Genomic DNA, 20631 nt, shown 5'->3' on the forward strand with positions numbered 1-20631 from the left:
AACTCTGGAAACGCTGCGGATGATGAAACTGACAGACGCCAGGAAATCCGAACGTGAGCCTCATCGTGTGCGCAGGCTACATGGCCAGCAGTACTACCACGGCAACAACCGCACCCATGACAAGGCTGGCTGCATCCGTGAGAGCAAAAGCTACCGGATCTTCGTCAAGTTCTCCGCGCGAGGCGAGCAGCCAAACTCGACAGAGCCAAAGGATCATGCAGGGCACGATGAGCCACAATCGCTGCGGGTAGTGATAGAGGACCGTTACGTCTTGACTGCTGATGTAGTTTGCAAAAACAACTACCGCGGCGAAGGCACTCGCCGTCCCGAAAGTCCGAATCTGCTCAATATCGCTCATCAGATAGCCGCGGCCATTTTTGATCTGAGAACCCGTGAGCCGCAAATTTTCCAGTTCCGCGAAGCGTTTCACGATCGCGAGGGACAGGAAAAGGAAGATGGCAAAGCCTGCCAGCCAATGCGAAATCCGGACTTGGGTCGCGGCGCCGCCTGCCAGCAATCGCAGAGTGTACAAGCCAGAAAGGGCTAGAACATCCACAAGCGCAATGCGCTTGAGATAGAGCGAGTAAGCAAGTGTGGAGCCGAGGTAAAGAAGAAGCCAGTAACTGAACGTTGGAGGAAGCAGTTGTGCGACGGCAAAGCCTAACCCCAGAAGCAGAGCGGCCACGATAAGGCCACTGGAAGGCGCAAGATCGCCGGATGCAAATGGGCGTAGTCGCTTTTTTGCGTTGCGCCGGTCGGCCTCAATATCGAGAAGGTCGTTGACCAGGTAGGTGCCGGACGCGGTTGAGCAGAAGCAAACGAAAGCAAGAAACGAAGCGGTCAGCAATTGGATTGAATGACTGTGAGAAAGAAGTGGAGGAAGGAAAATGAGAAGGTTCTTAGCCCACTGATGCGGTCGAAGGGCCTTTACGAGCGACCGCCACAGCGTGCTTCGTTCTTCGAAGGCTCGGGAAGGAACAATTCCGCGAGCACGCAGCTTCGAGTTCAATCTCCGGCTCGGATTGGCCACCATGGACTCGGCAGCTCCAGCCATAAGCGGCAAATCAGGTGTGTCGTTGCCTACGTATACAAAGTTGCTTCCGCCAAGGCGATTTCTGAGGCTTTCTAGTTTTCTGTTTCCCGTGAGATTGCGAACGCCATCGCTTCCTAGAACACCATCGAAGACTCCAAGATGATCGGCAACGCGCTCTGCTAGTCGGATATCCGCGCCGGTTGCAAGATAGATTTGCCGGCCGCGTGCGTGCTCCTGTTGCAGGAACCGCAGCAGCGTGCGGTTGTAGGGAAGATGGACGACATCGAGGACGACGTTTTCGGTCACAAAGGATTTGAATTGTGCCTTGCCGCGAAGTACTTGTCCGGGTAAGCGCAACAGGAGCAGAGGATGAGTGCGTGCAAGAACCAGCAGAGAGTCAATCAGGGTATCTGACTTGACCAGCGTTCCGTCCAGATCGACGCAAAGAGGCTTGAATTCTTTAACCTTCGATTCGGACTGCGCTACGACTTGGGACAAATCTAACCTCGTATTGAAAGAGCCGATGAGAACCAGGCAATCGCGGGCATGTGTATCGTTTTGCCATTTAAGACGGCGCAAAACTACAATCTAAGGTCTTTGAGAACGGCTCAAGTATACAGCCGCGGCAACGCGGAAAAATCGGCGAGAAGCGGCCTCAGCAACGATTACTGCAAGGTAAGAATAAAAGATAGACGCTATACAAGTTCTTATGCCTGTCCTGTCAATTCGTTACGGGCACTGCTTCATGGCGTGGGGCGATATAATCGCCCAGATGCCGCTCAACCCACGCCAAGTCATTGATCACTACGAAATCGTTGCGCTGATTGGCTCGGGCGGCATGGGAGAGGTGTACCGGGCGCGAGATACACGGTTGAATCGCGATGTTGCGATCAAAGTTTTGCCGGGTCTGTCGACCGCAGAGCCAGAGCGACTGCACCGATTTGAACAGGAGGCCCGCGCGGCGGCCGCGCTAAATCACCCGAACATTCTCGCGGTTTACCAGATGGGAATGCATCAGGGGGCGCCCTACCTGGTTTCAGAATTGCTGGAAGGCGAGACCTTGCGCGACAGGCTAAAGCGTGGCGCATTGCCCGTTCGAAAGGTCGTCGATTACGGGGTCCAGATTGCAAAGGGGCTCGCAGCAGCACACGAGAAGGGCATCATTCATCGCGACCTGAAACCGGAAAACCTATTCCTTACCAAGGATGGACAAGCGAAGATTTTGGATTTCGGCCTTGCGCGATTGACCCAGCCGCGTGAGTCGGAGCTAGTGCAATCGGCGCATGAAGTGCAAACGGTGGCAGGCATGCTCATGGGTTCCATGGGATACATGTCTCCCGAACAGGTTCGCGGAAAGGTGGCAGACCAGAGGTCCGACATCTTTACATTCTGCGCTGTTCTCTACGAGATGCTGACCGGCAAGCGGGCATTTCAGAAGGCGACCTCCATCGATGCAATGACCGCGATTTTGAATGAAGAGCCGACTCCGTTGTCGCAGGTGGTGCCCAATATTCCGCCTGCAATTGAGAGGGTGGTTCAGCGTGGCCTGGAGAAGAATCCTGAGCAGCGATTCCAGTCGGCATCGGACCTGGGCTTTGCGCTTGAGGCGGCAGTGGATCCGGCGCAGTCGATGTACACTTCCAGCTACAGATTGGAGCCGAAGCGTGCGGCCCGCTCGCGAACTCGCGTTCTCCTGCTGGCTGCCGGAGCATTGGTGATTCTCGGCATCATCGGATATCTGTGGATGCGGCCCGTGCCTGAGCCACAGGTCGCGAACTACGTACAGTTAACCCACGATGGATCGCAGAAGTCGCTGATCGGGACGGACGGCTCGAGAATCTTCCTGAGCGTTCTTACTTCCGGTGCTGAGGATACGGCGACGATACCGATTGCTGGCGGCGAACCGACGCGGATCACTTTACCCTCGCCTAATATGTCCCCCGTGGATCTCTCGCCAGACGGTGCATCCTTCCTTGTCGTGAACGGCACGGGATATCCGGCGACGGGGCCCTTCTGGAGCCTTCCGATTTTGGGCGACTCCCCGCGGAGATTGGGAGAGGCTGCGGGTCACGTCGGTGAATGGTCCGCGGACGGGAATCAGCTCGTGTTTGGGAAAGGACAGGAAGTCTACCTGGCGAACGGAGACGGCACAAACATACGCAAGTTGACCACAATGAAAAATCTGGTGTCCGGGATCTCAATTTCGAAGGACGGATCCCGGGTTCAGGTTGAGACGCAAGAGATTTCTCAAAGTGGTACCAGCGTAGTGGTGGGCGAGCGATCTATCTGGGAGGTTTCTGCGAGTGGTTCGAGTCCGCGTCCCTTGATTCCGAATTGGCAGAACTCCAACGACGAGTGCTGTGGACGATGGACAGCAGACGGAAACTTTTTCGTCTTCCAGTCTGGTGGGCAGATCTGGGCTCTCGCAGGAGAAGGGCGCTTTCTGCAACGAAGAGCGAAGCCAGTCCAGTTGACCTTCAGTCCGATGCAACTGCAGTCGCCACTTCCAAGTAAGGACGGGAAGAAACTGTTCGTTGTGGGAATGACCTTCCGAGGCGAACTAACATCGGTGGATGTGAAAACGGGGAAGCCTTCGCTCTACCTTGGTGGAATATCGGCGGATTGGATTGACGCGTCCCGAGACGGCAAGCAGGTTGTGTATGTGTCTTATCCGCAAGGCGACCTCTGGAGGTGCAATGCGGACGGAAGCGGACGGGTGCAATTGAGCTTCAGTCCCGTAAAGCCGGTTTTGCCGCGGTGGTCGCCGGATGGCCAGACGATTCTCTTCTTCGAATTTCCCGATGGACCCAGCAAGCCTGGAAAGATATACGAAATTCCTGCTTCGGGAGGCAGTCCGCGCCAACTGATTCCGGACGATATGCAGAATGAGCAGGACCCGACTTGGTCGGCGGATGGCAAGCAGATAGCGTTCGCTGGCGACGCCAATGACGCGCTCGTGCAAAGCAATGGTCCCGCGATCAAAATTCTGAACGTGGAGACCGGGAAAGTCTCGCCACTCTCTGGGTCGCAAGGGATGTTTTCGCCGCGTTGGTCTCCGGATGGCCGCTACATCGCAGCCATGAGCAGTGATTCACGCAAACTGATGCTTTTTGATTTTCAGACACAGAGCTGGAAACAAATCGGAAGCGGGACGCTTAGCTGGCTAAACTGGTCGCGCGACGGACAGTACATCTTCGTGAAAGATCTGTCCGGCAAAGGCTCGGTGGAGCGGATTAGAGTACCCGACGGAAAAGTGGAGCAGCTAGTAGACCTGAAGGATTTTGTGCTGACGGGGCTTGGCGGGGGGGCGGTTTCGGTGGCCCCTGATGGTTCGCCGCTACTGCTGCGCGACCGGGGTACGCAAGACGTTTACGCGCTGGACTGGGTCCAGCCGTAGAGTTCAGGTCCATAGCGGTACATTAGGGCCGAAGCCTCTGAAAGTCCCGAAACAAGCTGAAGGGGAGATTGGTGGAGCTGAGCGGGATCGAACCGCTGGCCTCCTCGTTGCGAACGAGGCGCTCTCCCAGCTGAGCTACAGCCCCACGACTTATTTAGTCTACCAGCGAGTGCGCGATCGTGAAAGTCGGCTATCCACGCCTTTACCGTTTGGAACGAATTTGGATCGCTCAGGCCAAAGCGTTTTGTGGATACGGAGAATATCAAATATTAGTTGACTGGGAAACAGTTGAGTCATATTTTACTTTTATGAGCAAGACAAGAGAGTATGCCGGGGCGGTAAGTGATCTGAGAACGCACGTTGGATTCTGGCTGCGTTTTGTCTCGAATCACGTTTCACATGCATTTGCTCGCAAGCTGCTGCTCAGCAGGGTCACCGTGGCGGAGTGGGTGGTAATGCGGGAGATGTTTGACGATGAGGAGACTTCGCCTGGCATTCTTGCCGATCGGATCGGGATTACACGCGGGGGAGTATCGAAGCTGGTGGACCGGCTGGTGAGCAAGGAACTGGTGATGCGGCGGGAGCGCGCTGATGACCGGCGGTTCCAGTCGATCGCTCTTACGGCCGCGGGACGGCGTCTGCTTCCGCAACTCGCTGCCCTGGCAGACCAAAACGATGAGGAGTTCTTTCATCCGCTCACCGCGAAGGAGCGCGCAGTCCTGGTAGCCACGATGAAAAAGCTGGTACAGGCGCATGGTCTGCAGACAGTACCAACGGAATAGAGGAGAAGAGATGAGCAAGCTGGCGATTCATGAAACAGCGATCGCAACACAGCAGGGAAAGATGACCTTTCCCCAGGTCGTACAGGCGTTGCTGGAGGCAGGTGTGGAGTCGTATCTGGTGGATTTCGCGGCAGCGCAAAAGACACACTACCTCGCAGACGGAACGACGGTGACGGTGCCGATGATCCTGGAGCCGGGGTCGATTGCACCAGAGTTTGACGACGGCGCGCTAGTGGCGGCGATTCGCGGGGCGCAGTCCGACACGGTGCGCTACCCCGACTTTGTGAAGCGGTCGACGGCGGCGGGTGTAATCGGATACTGGGCGTTCCTGACCGGCAGGAAGGTGATCTATTTTGGCCGGAAGGGCGAACAGCATATTGAAGAGTTCCCCAAACCGAAGGCGTAGGCACTTGCTCTGCATACCAGAAAAGCCGGGGATCAGCTTGCAAAACACAAAGGCCGGGGACGATGCCCCGGCCTCTTGCCAGCTGCTGGAAACCAGTACCACCTAGACCCCAGAGCTGGAATGTTGTTTAACAGCTGATTCGTCTACAACTGGTTCATGTTGGCGAGGAACTCGGCATTGTTTCGGACCTTTTCGAGGCGGCTGATGAGCAATTCCATCGCTTCGACGGGCGACAACGGGTTGAGCACCTTGCGCAGGATCCAGATACGTTGTAGATCTTCCTTGGGAATGAGCAACTCTTCTTTACGCGTTCCGGAACGTTGGATATCGATCGCCGGGAAGACGCGCTTGTCGACGAGCTTGCGGTCAAGGATGATTTCCATGTTGCCGGTGCCCTTGAACTCTTCGAAGATGACTTCGTCCATGCGCGACCCGGTATCAACGAGGGCGGTGGCAATAATCGTCAAAGACCCGCCTTCTTCAATGTTGCGCGCGGCACCAAAGAAGCGTTTCGGACGCTGCAGGGCATTGGAATCGACGCCGCCGGAGAGTACCTTGCCCGACGGAGGAACGATGGTGTTGTAAGCGCGAGCGAGACGCGTAATCGAGTCAAGAAGGATGACGACGTCACGCTTGTGCTCGACAAGGCGCTTGGCCTTCTCGATGACCATTTCGGCGACCTGTACGTGGCGGGCTGCCGGCTCGTCGAAGGTGGAGCTGATGACTTCGCCCTTTACGGACCGCTGCATGTCGGTGACTTCTTCGGGGCGCTCGTCGATGAGCAGGACGATGAGGACTACTTCCGGCTGATTGGCGGTGATGGAGTTGGCGAGCGACTGCAGCAGCATCGTCTTGCCGGTACGCGGCGGAGCGACGATGAGACCACGCTGTCCTTTTCCTACGGGAGTGAGCAAGTCCATAACGCGGCCGCTGACGGCTTCGCGAACGGTCTCAAGCTTGATGCGTTCCTGCGGATAGAGGGGAGTCAGGTTATCGAAGAGAATCTTGTTGCGCGTCTCTTCAGGTGACTCGAAGTTGATGGCTTCGATCTTGACCAGGGCGAAATATTTCTCACCCTCGTGGGGCGGCCGTACATTGCCGCTGATGGAGTCGCCGGTTTTCAGGTCGAATTTGCGAATCTGCGAAGGCGAGACATAAATGTCGTCGGGACCGGGCAGATAGTTGTAGTCGGGCGAGCGAAGAAATCCGTAGCCATCGGGCAGAATCTCGAGCACACCTTCAGCAAAGATGTGGCCTTCTTTTTCGCTCTGGGCCTGAAGAATCTTGAAAATCAGGTCCTGCTTGCGGAGGCCGCTGGCGCCCGGGATTTCCAGGGTGCGCGCAATACGGCTCAGTTCAGTGATGTTTTTTTCTTTGAGTTCGGCGATCGTCATGTTCACCTGCGGCGGAAGGGGTAAATGGGGGACCCGAGAGGGGGAAGTGCTCCTGGAGCGATAGGCGGGGTGTAAGAGTTGCGGTCAAAATGCGGAAATGCGCTAAAGCTGATCCTGATTGAGGGACTTTAACACGGGTGGGAAGCGGCCACTCACACAATGCGAAAAGGCCGCTCCAAGATGTTGGCTTAACTCAAACAATCATACAGGAGACGCGATTAAGCCGCGCGCCGCGTCTCTATTGGCCGGGCTGCCGCCGGTGCGCTGACCTGCGACAATGTTCCGGGGTTAGTGTAATGGAAGCGGACGAGGACCTCATTCGTGGTGTCCTGCAACCGAGTAGTCGGCTTATGCAGCTTCCGGGTAGCTTTGCTCGCCAGTTGGCAGAGCTGGTAGCGATTGGACACGTGAGAAAGTGCCCCAAAAACCAAATCAGAACGCATAAAGTAAATCTCCTTCCAGACCTGTCCAAGTGGCACTACTTTGGTACCACCGGTACAGAAAGTGGCTTATATAAAGTCAGGTTGCTGCCCCAAACAGCCGGTTCTCCCCTTTAGACGCACGAATTGGGCATCGAGTTCAAAAAACTTTTGCCGCAAAACATCGCTAAGCGGGAACAGGCAGCCTGGCCTGTAACAGATAGAAGTGGTTGCTCATGCAGACGTAACGCCTTGCAGATTCCACCTCATCGGGAGCACAAACACACCCTGCCACCTGCTGCATAAAACTGGGTCCCGGAATTGAGGCGGAGTTTGCAGAAAAGCGCACAAATAGCGCTGAGCAACGGCTCCTACGGATGGCACTCATGAATGTATAACGGGGTCGTTTTAGGGTCAACATATTTTTTACGAGCTCGCTGCTTCGAATCTGATTGTCTTCTCCATCTGGAACGGTGGCTTAAGTTATTCATATTGCGAATGTTGCCGAAAATAATTGACACTCAGAACATCCTGTTGCGCCTCCGATGGCCAATCTGTCAAATGAACGAACCATTAGGGTTACCGTCAGTACGTGATCTGAGTCACTCGTCTTAATCTGTGGGATATCAGGCCCAATAGCTGCGGTCCAGCGTTCGATACTGAATGGCCTCGGCGAGATGGGATACAGCGAGATTCTCAGCCCCTTCGAGATCTGCGACGGTGCGCGCAACTTTCAGGATGCGGTCATGCGCGCGGGCGGTCAGGCCCTGCTGTTGCATAGCACGCTCAAGGAGCCGTTCGGCATCGGGCCCAAGTTCGCAGTGGGAACGAACCTGTCGCGTTGACATCTGGGCATTGGAGAAGATTTTGTCCCCGGACTTCCTGAAGCGGGCTCTTTGCCTTTCACGTGCTGCCATGACCCGAGACCGGATTTCGGCAGAACCTTCGGCAGCCGCTCCGCCACGCAGCTCCTTATATTGAACTGCTGGAACCTCTATATGGATATCGATGCGATCGAGCAGGGGGCCGGAGATCTTTGCGACATAACGCTGAATCATGGGGGGCGTGCACATGCATTCGCGCGATTTGTCATTGAAGTATCCGCAGGGACAGGGGTTCATAGCGGCCGCCAGCATGAACCGCGCAGGAAAACTGAGAGACATGGAGGCGCGGGCAATCGTGACGCTATGGTCTTCAAGCGGCTGGCGCATCACCTCGAGGACATTACGCGGGAATTCCGGCAGTTCATCGAGGAAGAGGAGGCCATTGTGAGCAAGAGAGACTTCACCGGGACGCGGAACAATACCGCCACCGATCAATCCGGCATCGGAGATGGTGTGGTGCGGCGACCGGAAAGGCCGTTGCGTTACAAGTCCAGCAGAGGCGTCGAGAACACCGGCAACGGAATGAATCTTGGTGGTCTCCAATGCTTCTTCAAAAGTGAGAGGAGCGAGGATCGAAGGCAAACGTTTAGCGAGCATCGTCTTGCCGGACCCTGGAGGGCCGATCATGAGAATGTTATGGCTTCCGGCGGCGGAGATTTCAAGAGCGCGCTTGGCGGTCTGTTGGCCACGAACATCTTTAAAATCGAGAGCGAAATGCTGTAGCTCGCCGAGCAACTCTTCGGTCTTTACTCGGAATGGCTCGCGCTGCACCTGGCCAACGACTGTGGAGTTGAGCAGATCGATAACGTCAAGAAGTGAGGCGACGGGGTATACGTTGACGCCCTCAACAACTGCAGCTTCGGCTGCGTTGGCTGCCGGAAGAATCAAGTTGGGGATGTTTTTCTCTCGCGCGAGGATGGCCACCGGCAGCATACCTGGGACCGCACGCACGCTGCCATCTAGTCCTAACTCGCCAACCAGGAGAAAGCGCTCAACGTTATCAACGCGTAAAGCACCGTAGGCCCCAAGAATTCCGATGGCGATAGGAAGGTCAAAGCCGGAGCCTTCCTTCTTAAGATCGGCGGGAGCGAGGTTGATGGTGATGAACGTTGGAGGAATGGTGTAGCCCGAATTCTTAATGGCAGCGCGCACGCGGTCGCGACTCTCACGAACCGCTGCGTCGGGTAGACCAACGGTATGAAAGACATCTTTCTCTGCGACTACGCCGCTGTAATCAACTTCTACGTCGATTAAGTTAGCGTCTATTCCATATACAGCTGCACTAAGGGCTTTAAATAGCATGGCGGTAATTTTGGCTGGAGTGTAGCAGACGCCATGCAAAAGGGAATGGGCTGCCCATCACAGCAGTTGGACAGCCCACGTTATGTGTTCAAACTTCAATAGGCGAACATTGTGATGCTTCAACGGTCGATAAGTTCATCGCGATGAAACTGGCTCGTTGGCCATGGTCGCCTGACGTCCGGTCTGTGCAACGTCTTTGCTGTCGGGTACGGATTTGCTGTCGACGGTTTTGACCTTGGTTGCAGTCGTAGCTTTCTGTCCGGAGTCTTGCTTGCCGCGCGCCTCGAATCCTGCCACTCCGTCCACCGAGCCAATTGAGAGACCATCTCCCCCGTTCATCTGTGATTCGACGGGATGTAAGCCGAACGAGGTATGCCAAGGGCCGCGCATATCCGATTCGCCTTCATCCCCGTCTCCGGTGGAGGCATTGAAATACTCATCGACGAGGACGGGCGTTACGGCGAGCCGTCCGATAGAGAATGGGGGCTTCTCAAGAGACTCGAGCGCTGCAGAAAATGCTTTCATATGCGTGATCTCGCGGGTCATGAGGAATTGGAGTGCGTCGACAGTGCCGGGATCGTCGGTGTGGTTGATTAGTCGTTCGTAGACGATCTTGGCGCGGGCCTCTGCGGCGATGTTGCTGCGCAGGTCGACGTCCAGTTCGCCCGTGATCTTGAGATAGTCACCAGTCCAGGCATTGCCCATGGAATTGATGAGAGCGAGGCCGCCTCCTCCGGCGATACACACCAGCGGATCAGCTTCCGCGGCTTCGCGTTTTTCTTTCATTGGCTTCAAGTGCATGCGAATGAGTGCGCCCACGATTTCAAGATGGCTGAGTTCTTCGGTGCCGATATCAAGCAAAAGGTCGCGGCGTGCCAGATCATCAACGCAGTTCCAACCTTGAATGGTGTATTGCATGGCGGCGGCCAGTTCGCCATTTGCGCCGCCAAATTGTTCAAGCAGCATATTGCCGAAGGCCACGTCCGGCGTTCCAACGTTGACCGTATACATGAGTTTCTTTATGTGGTGATACATCAATTCCTCCGATCGAGATGACTCTCGAAGGCGGGTTAGATGCGGGCATGAGCCAAGCAAGTTCGTTGCGCAAGTCCATCATTTGCAGAGCGGCCACAAGCAATCTGACAGCCAATCCTCGCAGGGCATACAATTTTCTGCGTGACGACGAGCCTCTTCGATCTCTACAAACTGGGTGTTGGACCATCGAGCTCGCACACGATGGGTCCCATGCGCGCGGCCTGCAGCTTTGTGCAAGATCTCGAGTCAAAAGGCAAACTTGAGAAGGCGGCCCGCGTGCAGGTGCGGCTGTATGGTTCGCTTGCCCTGACAGGAATGGGACACGGAACGGATCGTGCCGTGCTCCTGGGGTTGTCCGGTAATGAGCCGGCAACCATTGACCCTGCCGTCATTGAAGCGACGGTGGCGGAGATCCGGGCGACGAAGAAGCTTCGGCTTGCGGGGATAAAGCCTATCGCCTTTGATGAGCCGCACGATCTGATGTTCGAGCGCGAAACGATGTTTCCACCCGATTCACGCACCCGGCATCCGAATGGAGTGCGGTTTATCGCTTTCGATGACGCGGAGAATGTGATCGAAGAGCGCACCTATTTTTCAATCGGGGGCGGATTCATCGTTGAAGATGGCGCGGAAGCAACTTTGGCGGATGAGAACGAAGTCCGGCTTCCCTATCCATTTCATAGTGCAGCGGAGTTGCTGGAGGTCGCGCATGTCAATGGTCTGCGGATAGACCAGGTAATGATGGCGAACGAATGCGCGCGCATGCGCGTCCATGATCCGGGCGCGAGTGATGAATCTCTCGCAGAGAAGGTGCGCGCCGGTATCGAGGCAATCTGGCAGACGATGAAGGGTTGCGTCGAGCGAGGAATTGCGACTGAGGGAATTCTGCCCGGTGGTTTGAATGTTCGCCGAAGGGCGCACCGGCTGGCGCAGCGGCTGAAAGAGAAAGAAGCGACAGGGCAGCAGAGCGACCCGCTGGCGCCGCTGGACTGGGTGACCGTTTACGCGATAGCGGTGAACGAGGAGAACGCAGCAGGCGGACGTGTGGTAACGGCTCCGACGAACGGGGCTGCGGGTGTGGTGCCCGCAGTCGCTCACTTCTACGAGCGTTTTGTGACTGGTGCGAACCACGAAGGAATCATTCGTTTCTTTCTGACTTCGGCGGCGATCGGGATCCTCTATAAAGAGAACGCGTCGATCAGCGGGGCGGAGGTCGGTTGCCAGGGCGAGGTAGGCGTAGCGTGCTCGATGGCGGCGGGCGGCTTGATCGCGGCGATGGGCGGCACGAATGGACAGGTGGAGCATGCTGCCGAGATCGCGATGGAGCACAATCTTGGCATGACCTGCGATCCCATCGGCGGGCTGGTGCAGATTCCGTGCATCGAGCGCAATGCGATGGGCGCGGTGAAGGCCGTGCATGCCTCACGGATCGCAGAAAGTGAGTTGGAAGAGCATAAGGTCTCGCTCGACCAGGTGATCCGCACAATGTATCTGACGGGTCTCGATATGCAATCGCGTTACAAGGAAACCAGCTTGGCCGGGCTTGCGCTGAATGTAATCGAGTGCTGAGTTTGGGCCCGCTGCTCGTTGTGAGATGCTCCGGCGTCGACTAACATCCTCTCAATGGAACCCCAAAACGAATTGAACACCGGCACGGAGCAGCAGAGCTTCGTAAGTCCAATCGCTGAGCCCTCTGTGCTCAGGCCAGCACTCATCGCCCCCGTGTGGCACACGGTAGTGCTTATTCTCGCCATCTTTGCGATCTCGTTCATCGGGGTGTATCGGCATCCAGCCGGACAGAACCCTGCTGCGGTGAACCGCCTTCGCACTTATGCCGTGACGGCGGTTCTTGAATTCGTCCTGATAGGCTGGGTCGCTTTTGGCTTGAGGCTCAGAGGAATTTCTCTTGGGTCACTTTGGGGACGGGCATCGAACAGCTTTCGGTCAATTGCATTGGACGCCGGTATCGCGATTTTGTTCTGGATGCTCTCGCTGATGATGCTTGGGACGATCGCCATCTTCTGGTTGAGCATCGATAATCTGATCCACCATCGGCCCATTGTGGTCACGTCGTCACGCAACGGAAAATCGATTGCTCCCGATCCATCGCAGGAGAAGGCGGCTCGCGCGGTAGTACAACTGGCGCCGACCAATGGCAAGGAAATCGCGGGCTGGCTGTTGCTGTGCATCCTGGTGGGAGTTGCGGAAGAGCTCGTATTTCGCGGGTATTTGCAACAGCAGTTCACGGCGTGGTCGCGTGGTGCGGCAGCGGGCGGAGTGGTGTTCTCAGCGATCATGTTTGGATCTGCGCATGGGTATGAAGGAGTGCGAGCAATGTTTTTGCTCGTCGTATTCGGAGCACTCTTCAGTCTGCTTGCGTTGTTCCGGCGAAACCTGCGCGCCGGAATTTTTGCTCACAGCTGGCACGATGCGTTCGCAGGATTGACTGTCGCGTTCCTTCATGCGCGCCATATTTTGTGATCGAGGAGGGAGAAGCGGCAATTCGAGCTGAAGAAATTGTTGCCACTTTTTCCACCTCATTGTCGTTTTTTTCTTGACACTTACGACGCATGAATCTATACATTCCTCAACTGCAACAAATGTTGCAGAACTCGATGCAAACCATCGAAAAGGGAGAATAGGCAAATGGCAACTAAGAAAGCAGCCAAGAAAGCACCCGCGAAGAAGGCCGCGAAGAAAACCGCGAAAAAGAAGTAACGGGTCATCCAACCAAAAAGGCAACACTTCGGGGGACGCAACAGCGTCCCCCGAAGTGTTTGTGCGCATAAGCGGAAAGGTGCATGAATACAGGCGATGACGCGACGTCGATGGATTGCAGAAAATTGGGATGAAGCTACCGCGACACTCGAAGGCGCGCAAGCGGAGCACATGATTCGCGTGTTGCGCGCGCAGCTGGGAGAAGAGGCCGACGTGGTTGCGGGAGGCAAAGTGTTCCACTCTGTGGTCGCCTTGATCACCGACGGAGGGCCTGGCGGCAAGGCGGAGGTGAGGTTCAATCTCATCGCCGAGGTCGAGTCTGAGCCCGCGATGCCCGTTACGGTGGTAATGTCGATTTTCAAGTTCGACCACATGGAGTGGGCGATCGAAAAAGCGACGGAGTTGGGAGTCACTTCGGTCGTGCCAGTGATCGCGCGACGCACTGAAAGACATCTCGCGCTGGCTGCGATGAAACGCGCGGACCGATGGAGACGCATCGCGATCGAGGCGTCACAACAGTCGCGGCGATCGGATGTCCCGCTGATTCGCGACCCTGTGAAGCTATCCGATTATGCGAAGGCGCCGTCCAAAGCAAAGCGCATTGTGCTGGCGGAGCAAGAGCGTTCGACGACGCTGCGTGCGGCCTTGCACGAAGCTATTACTGCTGCAGGCGCAGAGATGCCGGAACTGGAACTTGCAATCGGACCGGAAGGTGGGTGGGCGACAGAAGAAGAAGCGCTCTTCGATGCGAATGGATGGCAAGCCGCCTCGCTTGGGCCGCGCATCCTCCGTGCAGAGACGGCAGCTATTGCTGCGCTGGCGGTTGTGGCGTCGATGCTGGAGTAGGGAGCGGCTCCTAGAGTTCGTGTTTTCCCAACCATGACTTCGTCATGAATGGGGCGCCCAGCTCAGGATGACGGCGACGATTTGAACTACCGTTTCTCGACAAAGATTAGAGGGAGACGCCGCGCTTCCACGGGATGAAGTCGTTCTGGCCGAATTCCTCGGCTTTGGTGAATCGTTTTCCGCTAGCCACCTCAAGGCACAAATCAAGAAGCTGATCCGCGCATTCGGGGATCGTTGACTCGCCGTTGACGATACCGCCGGCATCAAAGTCGATGATGTCGCCCATGCGGTTTGCGAGTTGCGAATTAGTAGAGATCTTGAGAACCGGCGCGACGGGGTTTCCGGTTGGAGTGCCGAGGCCTGTGGTGAAGAGGACTAGATTTGCGCCGGCTCCCGCTTGAGCGGTCACGCACTCGACATCATTCCCGGGCGTGCAGAGCAATGTGAGGCCTGGCTTGGTCGCGTAGTGCGGGAAATCCATCACGTCGCGGACGGGAGCCACTCCGCCTTTGCGTGCGGCGCCCGCGGACTTGATAGCGTCGGTGATAAGGCCATCTTCGATGTTTCCGGGCGAGGGATTCATCTCGAAGCCAGAATGAACGGCCTTGGCGCGGGCGGAGTAGGCCTGCATCAGATCGAAGAAGCGCTGGGCAACTTCGTTGGTGACGCAGCGATTAATGAGTTCCTGCTCGACGCCGTGCAGTTCAGGAAATTCGCTGAGGATGGATTTGCCGCCGAGTTCGCCGAGCAGGTCAGAGATATAGCCGAGCGTGGGATTGGCGGAGATGCCGCTGAATCCGTCAGAGCCGCCGCACTTCAGTCCAATGGTCAGAGCGGAAAGCGGCGCGGGTGTGCGCGTGGCGCGATTGGCCTCAACCAATCCGGCGAATGTCTGTTCGAGTGCGCCGGTCATCAGAACAGTCTCGCGGCCCGAACGCTGCTGATCGAAGAAGAGTACGGGCTTGGTGAGCTTTGGATCGCGCGCACGCAGTTCGTCCATCAACATTCTGGATTCTGCGTTCTGGCAGCCCAGGCTCAGCACAGTGGCGCCGGCGACGTTGGGGTGATGGATATAGCCGGCAAGCAAGCCGCAGAGCGCCTGCGCGTCCTGGCGCGTGCCGCCGCAGCCTCCCTGATGCGTGAGGAAGCGAATGCCATCGATGTTGGGGAAGGCGCGCTCCGAACGTGATGGCGAATCCACCGCGATACCGTTTCCGCTTGCTGCCTGCTTCGAGACCAATTGCCGGACGAGAGGACGATAGCTGTTGTGAGAGCTACCGTAGCCCAGCTCTTCTTCGAGCGCTTCTCGCATGCGCTCGACATTGCGGTTCTCGCAGAAGACCAGCGGCAGGACGATCCAGTAGTTACGCGTGCCTACCTGGCCGTCGGCGCGGTGATAGCCCATGAAGGTGCGACCTGACCAGGATGACGCGTCGGGAAGCGCGAAGGTGACGGGATGGCGCTGCGCGGTATATCCACCGGCGCGATGACGGGTATTGCGAGTGGACAGTAGGCCACCGCGGACGATGGGTTGCGTGGCTTCGCCGACAACCATGCCGTACATGATGACCAGGTCGCCGGGATTTAGATCCGCAAGTGCGAGCTTATGCTTTGGCGCGATACTTTCGGCGACGGGACATGAACCGCTCCCGTACTGCACGGTCATTCCCGCGGTAAGCGGAACCAGGGCTACGAGGACATTATCGCGAGGGTCGATCTGCAGAACGGTTTCAGGCATCGTGTGTTCCTTGGAAGCGCGCGTACAGCGATCGGTCTCTGCCAAGGATATCTCTTTCGACGCGATGTTCAGATAGCTTCTCGGCTATCATCGAGTTTCGCTGGAGATAGGACGAGGGTGCGGAATGAAAGGGATTGTGCTGCAAGAGCCCGGTAACGCGGTCTTGAAAGAAATCGACGAAGCGACTGCCGGGGGCGACGAAGTTCTTCTGCAAGTCCGGATGGTGGGTCTCTGCGGAAGCGATCTGAATTCGTATCGGGGAAAGAACCCGCTGGTAAGCTTCCCGCGAATTCCGGGGCACGAGATTTCTGCGACGGTTGTCGATCCCGGATCTCACAAAGAATGGGTGACTGGAACGCACGTTACATTGTCGCCTTACAAAGCCTGCGGACAGTGCACGGCATGTGAACGAGGCAGGCCGAACGCCTGCCGCGACAATCAGACGATGGGCGTGCAGCGCGACGGAGCCTTGACTGAGCTGATTGCAATTCCCGCGGCGAAGTTGTTTCGGGCAGACCTCTCGCTGAAGGAACTGTGCCTGGTCGAGCCGCTCACCGTGGGCTTCCACGCTGTTGGACGCGGGCGCGTGACGGCAGAGGACACAGTCGCCGTGTTTGGTTGTGGCGGCGTGGGACTGGGCGTGGTGGCAGGCGCTGCATTTCGTGGCGCGCGAGTCATCGGCATCGATCTGGATGATCAAAAGCTGGAGACGGCGAGAAAAGCAGGCGCTGCCGAGGCCATCAATTCGAAAACGAGCGACGTCCACGCGCAGCTGATGGAATTGACGAGCGGGCGCGGGCCGGATGTAGTCATCGAGGCGATTGGTTCGCCGGCAACCTATCGTGCCGCGGTAGATGAGGCAGCGTACGCGGGTCGCGTGGTGTATATCGGGTGGGCCAAAGACCAGGTTCCATACGAGACCCGACTCTTCGTACACAAGGAACTCGATATTCTCGGTTCGCGCAACGCGATGCCCGAGGATTTTCGCGACGTGATACGCATGCTCGAGGCAAAGCGCTTTCCCGTGGATGCAGCGGTGACGCACGTCGTACCGTTCGAGGCGACGCCGAGAATCCTGGCAGAATGGAATCGCGAGCCCGAGCGATTCACCAAGATCATGATCGAGGTGAGTTAAGCCGGCGGGGGGATGGCGAGTTGCGCGGTGGCGTCAGAGTTTCGCGAAATGCAGCAGCAGGCCTGCCAGTCCGCCGCCTACCAATGGGCCCATCACCGGAATGGCCGCGTAGCTCCAGTTGGAACCTCCCTTGCCGGGAATGGGCAAGAGGGCATGTGCGATGCGCGGACCCAGGTCTCGCGCAGGATTAATGGCGTACCCGGTTGTCCCGCCCAGGGAGAGACCGATGCCCCACACCAGACTGCCAACCAGCCACTGGCCGAGGCCGGGAGCGGGGCCATTGTCGGAGACCCCATGCGAAAAGATGGCCCCGGCAACGATGACCAGCACCATGGTGCCAATGACTTCACTGACAAAGTTCGCAGCGGGGTGATGAACGGCGCCGTTGGTACAGAAAACGCCGAGCTTTGCCGCCGGATCGGGCGTGAGCGACCAGTGCGGCGCATAATGAAGGGCCATGAGGGAAGCGCCGCAGAGCGCTCCGAGCATCTGCGCAGACCACAACGAAAGCAACTCAGAGTAATTTCCGCTGGAGATGGCTGCAGAGAGAGTAATGGCGGGGTTCAGGTTCGCGCCGGGGCTGCCGAAGGCCTGGGCCGTCAGCACTCCGCACAATACCGCGAGGGCCCAACCCGTGGTGACGACCATCCAGCCTGCATCGGCCGCGTAGGATCGCCGCAACGTGACGCCTGCGTTGACACCGTTTCCGAGCAAGACCAGAACCAGTGTGCCGATGAACTCGCCAAACCAGTGAGAATGCATATTTCCTTTCCTGTGAATGCGGAATGAGTTTCGCAGATGTAGACGCAAGCGAGCAACCCTAGCTCACCAGATCAGAACCATGTTTTTTGCTTGTATTCACGATACTCGTCTCCGAATTTGGTTTCGAGTACCTCCGCTTCTTTTCGGCTGCGGTAGACCTGCATGGGGATGAGAACTACGAATCCAACTAAGAGCCAGGGCCGATTGGTCCAAATGATGATTCCAACAAAGAAGAGCGAGCCGAAGACATAAATTGGGTTGCGGATGCGAGAGTACAAACCACTGGTGACGAGCGTCGACGCCTTGGCGCGCACGCTGAAGGCCCTACCCAACTGGAGTCGCGCAAGAATAAGCAACAAAACCGCGGGCGCCGCGATCGCGACTCCCACGATATGAGAGGGAGTCCACGGCATTCCCGACGCTTGATGGAAGAAAAGCACAGCGAAGACTGCGATGATCGCGAGGGTGATCATATTGAGCTTCAATGGATACCTCCCGGAGCATTCGCGGCAGGAATACTGGGCCGGCCTTTGAGGAGCGCATCGACAACCGTGTGGCCCACTTTGTAAGCGGCCTCAAGCGACGGCAGGTAGGCGCTGTAGGTTCCTATTCGCTGGTGAGCGAGGCTTTCGGCGGCAGTCATGCCGCGCGGTTGCTGATCGAAGTTGCTGACGGTGCGCAAAACGAGAATGCGTTGCCAGTCTGCACGGCCGGCTTGCGCGAGGTATTTGAGCGATTGCAGGGTGCCAGTGTCTTCCATAGCTGTGGTCGCGAATTGACCTTTGCCGCTGGTGAAGTAGCTGACCCACTCGTTAGCCCAGGCATCAAAAAGCTTGCCGTGCCAATATGTCGATGAGGATAGTTCGTCGCCCATGGTGACGAAGGGTGGACGCTGCGCGGCGGTGCCATCAAAATGAGCACGAATCTCCTTGAGCGTGTCGGGATCGTCGAGCGGGGTATTGCGAGTCAGGTTGCAGGCCCATTGTGTGAGTTCGCCATTCATCTCATAGGTCTGGCCATCAAGAGGCGTCGCGGGAGATTCAAACGGCTTCGTCTTGCGCAAGGGTATATAGCCAGTCGTCCAATCTTTCGGCATCTCGCGGGAATCAATCTCGTAGCCAAGGTCGCCGTCCACGACCCAACGCGCCCATGCCGCTGAGCCTAGCGAGATGCGGTCGGGGTTTCCACCGGCGATGCCTGCGATGAGCCAGTAGGCGTGGCTGAAGTCGAAGCGAGGGTCTAGCCCCAGCGCCATGATGGTCGCTGCGGCGTGTGCTGTTCCCTGACCGGTAAGGATGGCCATTTCGCCGTCACTGTTCATGCGTGCCGAATGATAGCCGGCGGGCAGCGGATAAATCTTGTCGAGGTGATCGCGTTCGACCCAATACTGGAGTTCACCGGGTTGATCGCCGGTGTCCTGGCCAATCTCAAACATGGCGACGACCACGACCTTTACCGGGATGGGGCGCGGCTTGGCGTAGGCGACAAACGCGAAAAGGGCCAGAAGGCCAAAGATGCATCTTGTGCGGATCATCATTGCTTGCGATGTTAACGAAAATGCAGCGAACAGTGAACAGAGGACAGTGAAGAGAAAAGGCAGACCGGGGTTATAACATGTTCAACATGTTCGGCTCTGGACGCGGTGCCGTATTTCCAAGGGGGTCATCCAAATGAGAATCGCGATTAGCATATGTGCGTTGATGGGATTGGTTGCCGTGAGCGCTCCGCGAACATTCGCGCAGGAGCAACCGGCGCATCATTGGGCGATTGTGGTGCATGGGGGCGCCGGGGTTATTGAGAAGTCAGCGCTTGGGCCTGATGGCGACAAGGCTTATCGCGCGGGCCTCGACAGAGCGATCCATGCGGGCGCTGCGGTTCTCGACAAAGGTGGATCGGCGCTGGACGCTGTTGAAGCTACGCTGCATGTGCTTGAAGAGGATCCGCACTTCAACGCGGGCAAGGGGGCAGTATTCACGCGGGAAGGGAAGAACGAGATGGACGCGTCCATCATGGACGGGGCAACTCTGATGGCTGGTGCGGTGGCGGGAGTTCAGCGAGTACACAGCCCCATTAGTGCAGCGCGAGCGGTGATGGAGAAATCGCCTCATGTGATGATTGCCGGACACGGCGCAGATGATTTTGCGGCCAGCGTAGGCCTCAAGATGGAAGAGCCAAGCTACTTCTTCACCGAGAGCCGCTGGCAGGGACTGGTAAAGCAGCTGAAGAAGCAGAATATGCCCATTCCGCCGCGTCCTGCGGGAGTTCCGCCGGCAGGCGAAGAAATTCCGGTCGCTGTGGTGGATGAGTCGGAGGGTTCGGGAGTTCACGGCACGACGGGTGTGGTAGTGCGCGACCGGAAAGGCAACATCGCGGCGGGAACCTCGACTGGGGGCATGCAGGGCAAAATGCCGGGGCGTGTGGGCGACTCGCCGATCATCGGAGCCGGGACATACGCCTCGAACAAATCCTGCGCGGTGTCGGGTACGGGCACCGGTGAGTATTACATCCGGCTTGGCGTGGCCCGCGAGGTCTGCAATCTCGTGCAGTATCGGCACATGAAGCTGCAAGACGCTGTTGATGAGGTCATCCACAAAGAACTGGAAGCGCTGCATGGCGACGGCGGTGTGATCGCGATAACTCCGGATGGACAGCTGGCTTGGAGTTTTAATACGCCGGGTATGTTCCGCGCTCGACTTGTGGAAGGCGGCCAAGTGCAGATGGGGATATATCGCGACGAGCCCTAGACAGGTTCGTTAGACTCACTAGGCATTGTTGGATTG

General features: G+C 57.2%; 17 protein-coding genes and 1 tRNA gene. 8 read left to right on the top strand and 10 right to left on the bottom strand.

Annotated elements, in window-relative coordinates; genetic code table 11:
• Positions 1–76: 76 nt before the first annotated feature.
• A complete protein-coding gene (locus tag P8935_RS07875; RefSeq protein ID WP_348264439.1) occupies positions 77–1531 on the bottom strand; it encodes a UbiA family prenyltransferase in 1455 nt (484 codons plus the stop codon).
• 211 nt (positions 1532–1742) lie between these two features.
• Between P8935_RS07875 and P8935_RS07880 the strand changes: the two genes are divergently transcribed.
• The gene (locus P8935_RS07880) at positions 1743–4430 is read left to right on the top strand and encodes a protein kinase (protein ID WP_348264440.1); all 2688 of its coding nucleotides are present in this window, start codon (positions 1743–1745) and stop codon (positions 4428–4430) included.
• Positions 4431–4499: 69 nt separating this feature from the next.
• Here the strand turns inward: P8935_RS07880 and P8935_RS07885 are convergent.
• Positions 4500–4575: transfer RNA gene (locus P8935_RS07885), tRNA-Ala, on the bottom strand.
• A gap of 163 nt (positions 4576–4738) precedes the next feature.
• On the opposite strand from P8935_RS07885, the gene P8935_RS07890 reads away from it, so the two are divergent.
• Both P8935_RS07890 and P8935_RS07895 read left to right on the top strand, forming a co-directional pair.
• Complete coding sequence (locus P8935_RS07890; RefSeq protein WP_348264441.1) at positions 4739–5212, top strand: MarR family transcriptional regulator; 474 nt, start codon at positions 4739–4741, stop codon at positions 5210–5212.
• Between the two features lie 10 nt (positions 5213–5222).
• Positions 5223–5618, top strand: coding sequence for a DUF1398 family protein (locus P8935_RS07895; protein WP_348264442.1), 396 nt, complete (start codon positions 5223–5225; stop codon positions 5616–5618).
• 143 nt (positions 5619–5761) lie between these two features.
• On the opposite strand, the gene rho is transcribed toward P8935_RS07895, so the two are convergent.
• The 4 genes from rho to P8935_RS07915 form a co-directional block, all read right to left on the bottom strand.
• The gene (rho, locus tag P8935_RS07900) at positions 5762–7012 is read right to left on the bottom strand and encodes a transcription termination factor Rho (RefSeq protein ID WP_348264443.1); all 1251 of its coding nucleotides are present in this window, start codon (positions 7010–7012) and stop codon (positions 5762–5764) included.
• 218 nt (positions 7013–7230) lie between these two features.
• Complete coding sequence (locus P8935_RS07905; protein ID WP_348264444.1) at positions 7231–7455, bottom strand: DNA-directed RNA polymerase subunit omega; 225 nt, start codon at positions 7453–7455, stop codon at positions 7231–7233.
• 602 nt (positions 7456–8057) lie between these two features.
• Positions 8058–9617 carry a YifB family Mg chelatase-like AAA ATPase gene (locus tag P8935_RS07910; RefSeq protein ID WP_348264445.1) on the bottom strand — a complete coding sequence of 520 codons (1560 nt, stop codon included), beginning with the start codon at positions 9615–9617 and terminating at the stop codon, positions 8058–8060.
• A gap of 135 nt (positions 9618–9752) precedes the next feature.
• Positions 9753–10652 (bottom strand): manganese catalase family protein, encoded by a 900-nt coding sequence (locus P8935_RS07915; RefSeq protein ID WP_348264446.1) that lies wholly within the window; start codon positions 10650–10652, stop codon positions 9753–9755.
• Between the two features lie 141 nt (positions 10653–10793).
• Between P8935_RS07915 and P8935_RS07920 the strand changes: the two genes are divergently transcribed.
• The 3 genes from P8935_RS07920 to P8935_RS07930 all read left to right on the top strand — a co-directional run bounded on the left by P8935_RS07920 (position 10794) and on the right by P8935_RS07930 (position 14216).
• On the top strand, positions 10794–12221 hold the full coding sequence (locus tag P8935_RS07920; protein ID WP_348264447.1) for an L-serine ammonia-lyase: 1428 nt from the start codon (positions 10794–10796) through the stop codon (positions 12219–12221).
• A 54-nt stretch (positions 12222–12275) separates the two neighbouring features.
• Positions 12276–13133 (top strand): CPBP family intramembrane glutamic endopeptidase, encoded by an 858-nt coding sequence (locus tag P8935_RS07925; protein ID WP_348264448.1) that lies wholly within the window; start codon positions 12276–12278, stop codon positions 13131–13133.
• Between the two features lie 333 nt (positions 13134–13466).
• Positions 13467–14216, top strand: coding sequence for an RsmE family RNA methyltransferase (locus P8935_RS07930; protein WP_348264449.1), 750 nt, complete (start codon positions 13467–13469; stop codon positions 14214–14216).
• Between the two features lie 106 nt (positions 14217–14322).
• Here P8935_RS07930 and P8935_RS07935 read toward each other — a convergent pair whose 3' ends face one another.
• Positions 14323–15954: an altronate dehydratase family protein gene (locus tag P8935_RS07935; protein ID WP_348264450.1), complete on the bottom strand. Its 1632-nt coding sequence runs from the start codon at positions 15952–15954 to the stop codon at positions 14323–14325.
• Positions 15955–16078: 124 nt separating this feature from the next.
• Between P8935_RS07935 and P8935_RS07940 the strand changes: the two genes are divergently transcribed.
• Positions 16079–17089, top strand: a complete 1011-nt coding sequence (locus P8935_RS07940) for a zinc-binding alcohol dehydrogenase family protein (RefSeq protein ID WP_348264451.1) — start codon at positions 16079–16081, stop codon at positions 17087–17089.
• 33 nt (positions 17090–17122) lie between these two features.
• Here P8935_RS07940 and P8935_RS07945 read toward each other — a convergent pair whose 3' ends face one another.
• From P8935_RS07945 to P8935_RS07955, 3 genes are all read right to left on the bottom strand, one after another.
• Positions 17123–17851 carry an MIP/aquaporin family protein gene (locus P8935_RS07945; RefSeq protein ID WP_348264452.1) on the bottom strand — a complete coding sequence of 243 codons (729 nt, stop codon included), beginning with the start codon at positions 17849–17851 and terminating at the stop codon, positions 17123–17125.
• 71 nt (positions 17852–17922) lie between these two features.
• A complete protein-coding gene (locus tag P8935_RS07950) occupies positions 17923–18336 on the bottom strand; it encodes an isoprenylcysteine carboxylmethyltransferase family protein (RefSeq protein ID WP_348264453.1) in 414 nt (137 codons plus the stop codon).
• On the bottom strand, positions 18333–19388 hold the full coding sequence (locus P8935_RS07955) for a purine nucleoside permease (protein ID WP_348264454.1): 1056 nt from the start codon (positions 19386–19388) through the stop codon (positions 18333–18335). Before P8935_RS07955 ends, P8935_RS07950 begins: the two co-directional genes overlap by 4 nt.
• A 133-nt stretch (positions 19389–19521) precedes the next feature.
• On the opposite strand from P8935_RS07955, the gene P8935_RS07960 reads away from it, so the two are divergent.
• Positions 19522–20595 carry an isoaspartyl peptidase/L-asparaginase gene (locus P8935_RS07960; RefSeq protein WP_348264455.1) on the top strand — a complete coding sequence of 358 codons (1074 nt, stop codon included), beginning with the start codon at positions 19522–19524 and terminating at the stop codon, positions 20593–20595.
• Positions 20596–20631: the final 36 nt, after the last annotated feature.

It is taken from the genome of Telmatobacter sp. DSM 110680 (genome assembly GCF_039994875.1).
Classification (GTDB): Bacteria; Acidobacteriota; Terriglobia; order Terriglobales; family Acidobacteriaceae; genus Telmatobacter.

Bases quoted from the DNA above. Each gene is read 5' to 3' on its own strand.
- P8935_RS07880 (WP_348264440.1), top strand. From the start codon at position 1,743: ATGCCTGTCCTGTCAATTCGTTACGGGCACTGCTTCATGGCGTGGGGC.
- P8935_RS07890 (WP_348264441.1), top strand. From the start codon at position 4,739: ATGAGCAAGACAAGAGAGTATGCCGGGGCGGTAAGTGATCTGAGAACG.
- P8935_RS07895 (WP_348264442.1), top strand. From the start codon at position 5,223: ATGAGCAAGCTGGCGATTCATGAAACAGCGATCGCAACACAGCAGGGA.
- rho (WP_348264443.1), bottom strand. From the start codon at position 7,012: ATGACGATCGCCGAACTCAAAGAAAAAAACATCACTGAACTGAGCCGT.
- P8935_RS07905 (WP_348264444.1), bottom strand. From the start codon at position 7,455: ATGCGTTCTGATTTGGTTTTTGGGGCACTTTCTCACGTGTCCAATCGC.
- P8935_RS07910 (WP_348264445.1), bottom strand. From the start codon at position 9,617: ATGCTATTTAAAGCCCTTAGTGCAGCTGTATATGGAATAGACGCTAAC.
- P8935_RS07915 (WP_348264446.1), bottom strand. From the start codon at position 10,652: ATGTATCACCACATAAAGAAACTCATGTATACGGTCAACGTTGGAACG.
- P8935_RS07925 (WP_348264448.1), top strand. From the start codon at position 12,276: ATGGAACCCCAAAACGAATTGAACACCGGCACGGAGCAGCAGAGCTTC.
- P8935_RS07930 (WP_348264449.1), top strand. From the start codon at position 13,467: ATGACGCGACGTCGATGGATTGCAGAAAATTGGGATGAAGCTACCGCG.
- P8935_RS07935 (WP_348264450.1), bottom strand. From the start codon at position 15,954: ATGCCTGAAACCGTTCTGCAGATCGACCCTCGCGATAATGTCCTCGTA.
- P8935_RS07940 (WP_348264451.1), top strand. From the start codon at position 16,079: ATGAAAGGGATTGTGCTGCAAGAGCCCGGTAACGCGGTCTTGAAAGAA.
- P8935_RS07945 (WP_348264452.1), bottom strand. From the start codon at position 17,851: ATGCATTCTCACTGGTTTGGCGAGTTCATCGGCACACTGGTTCTGGTC.
- P8935_RS07955 (WP_348264454.1), bottom strand. From the start codon at position 19,388: ATGATGATCCGCACAAGATGCATCTTTGGCCTTCTGGCCCTTTTCGCG.
- P8935_RS07960 (WP_348264455.1), top strand. From the start codon at position 19,522: ATGAGAATCGCGATTAGCATATGTGCGTTGATGGGATTGGTTGCCGTG.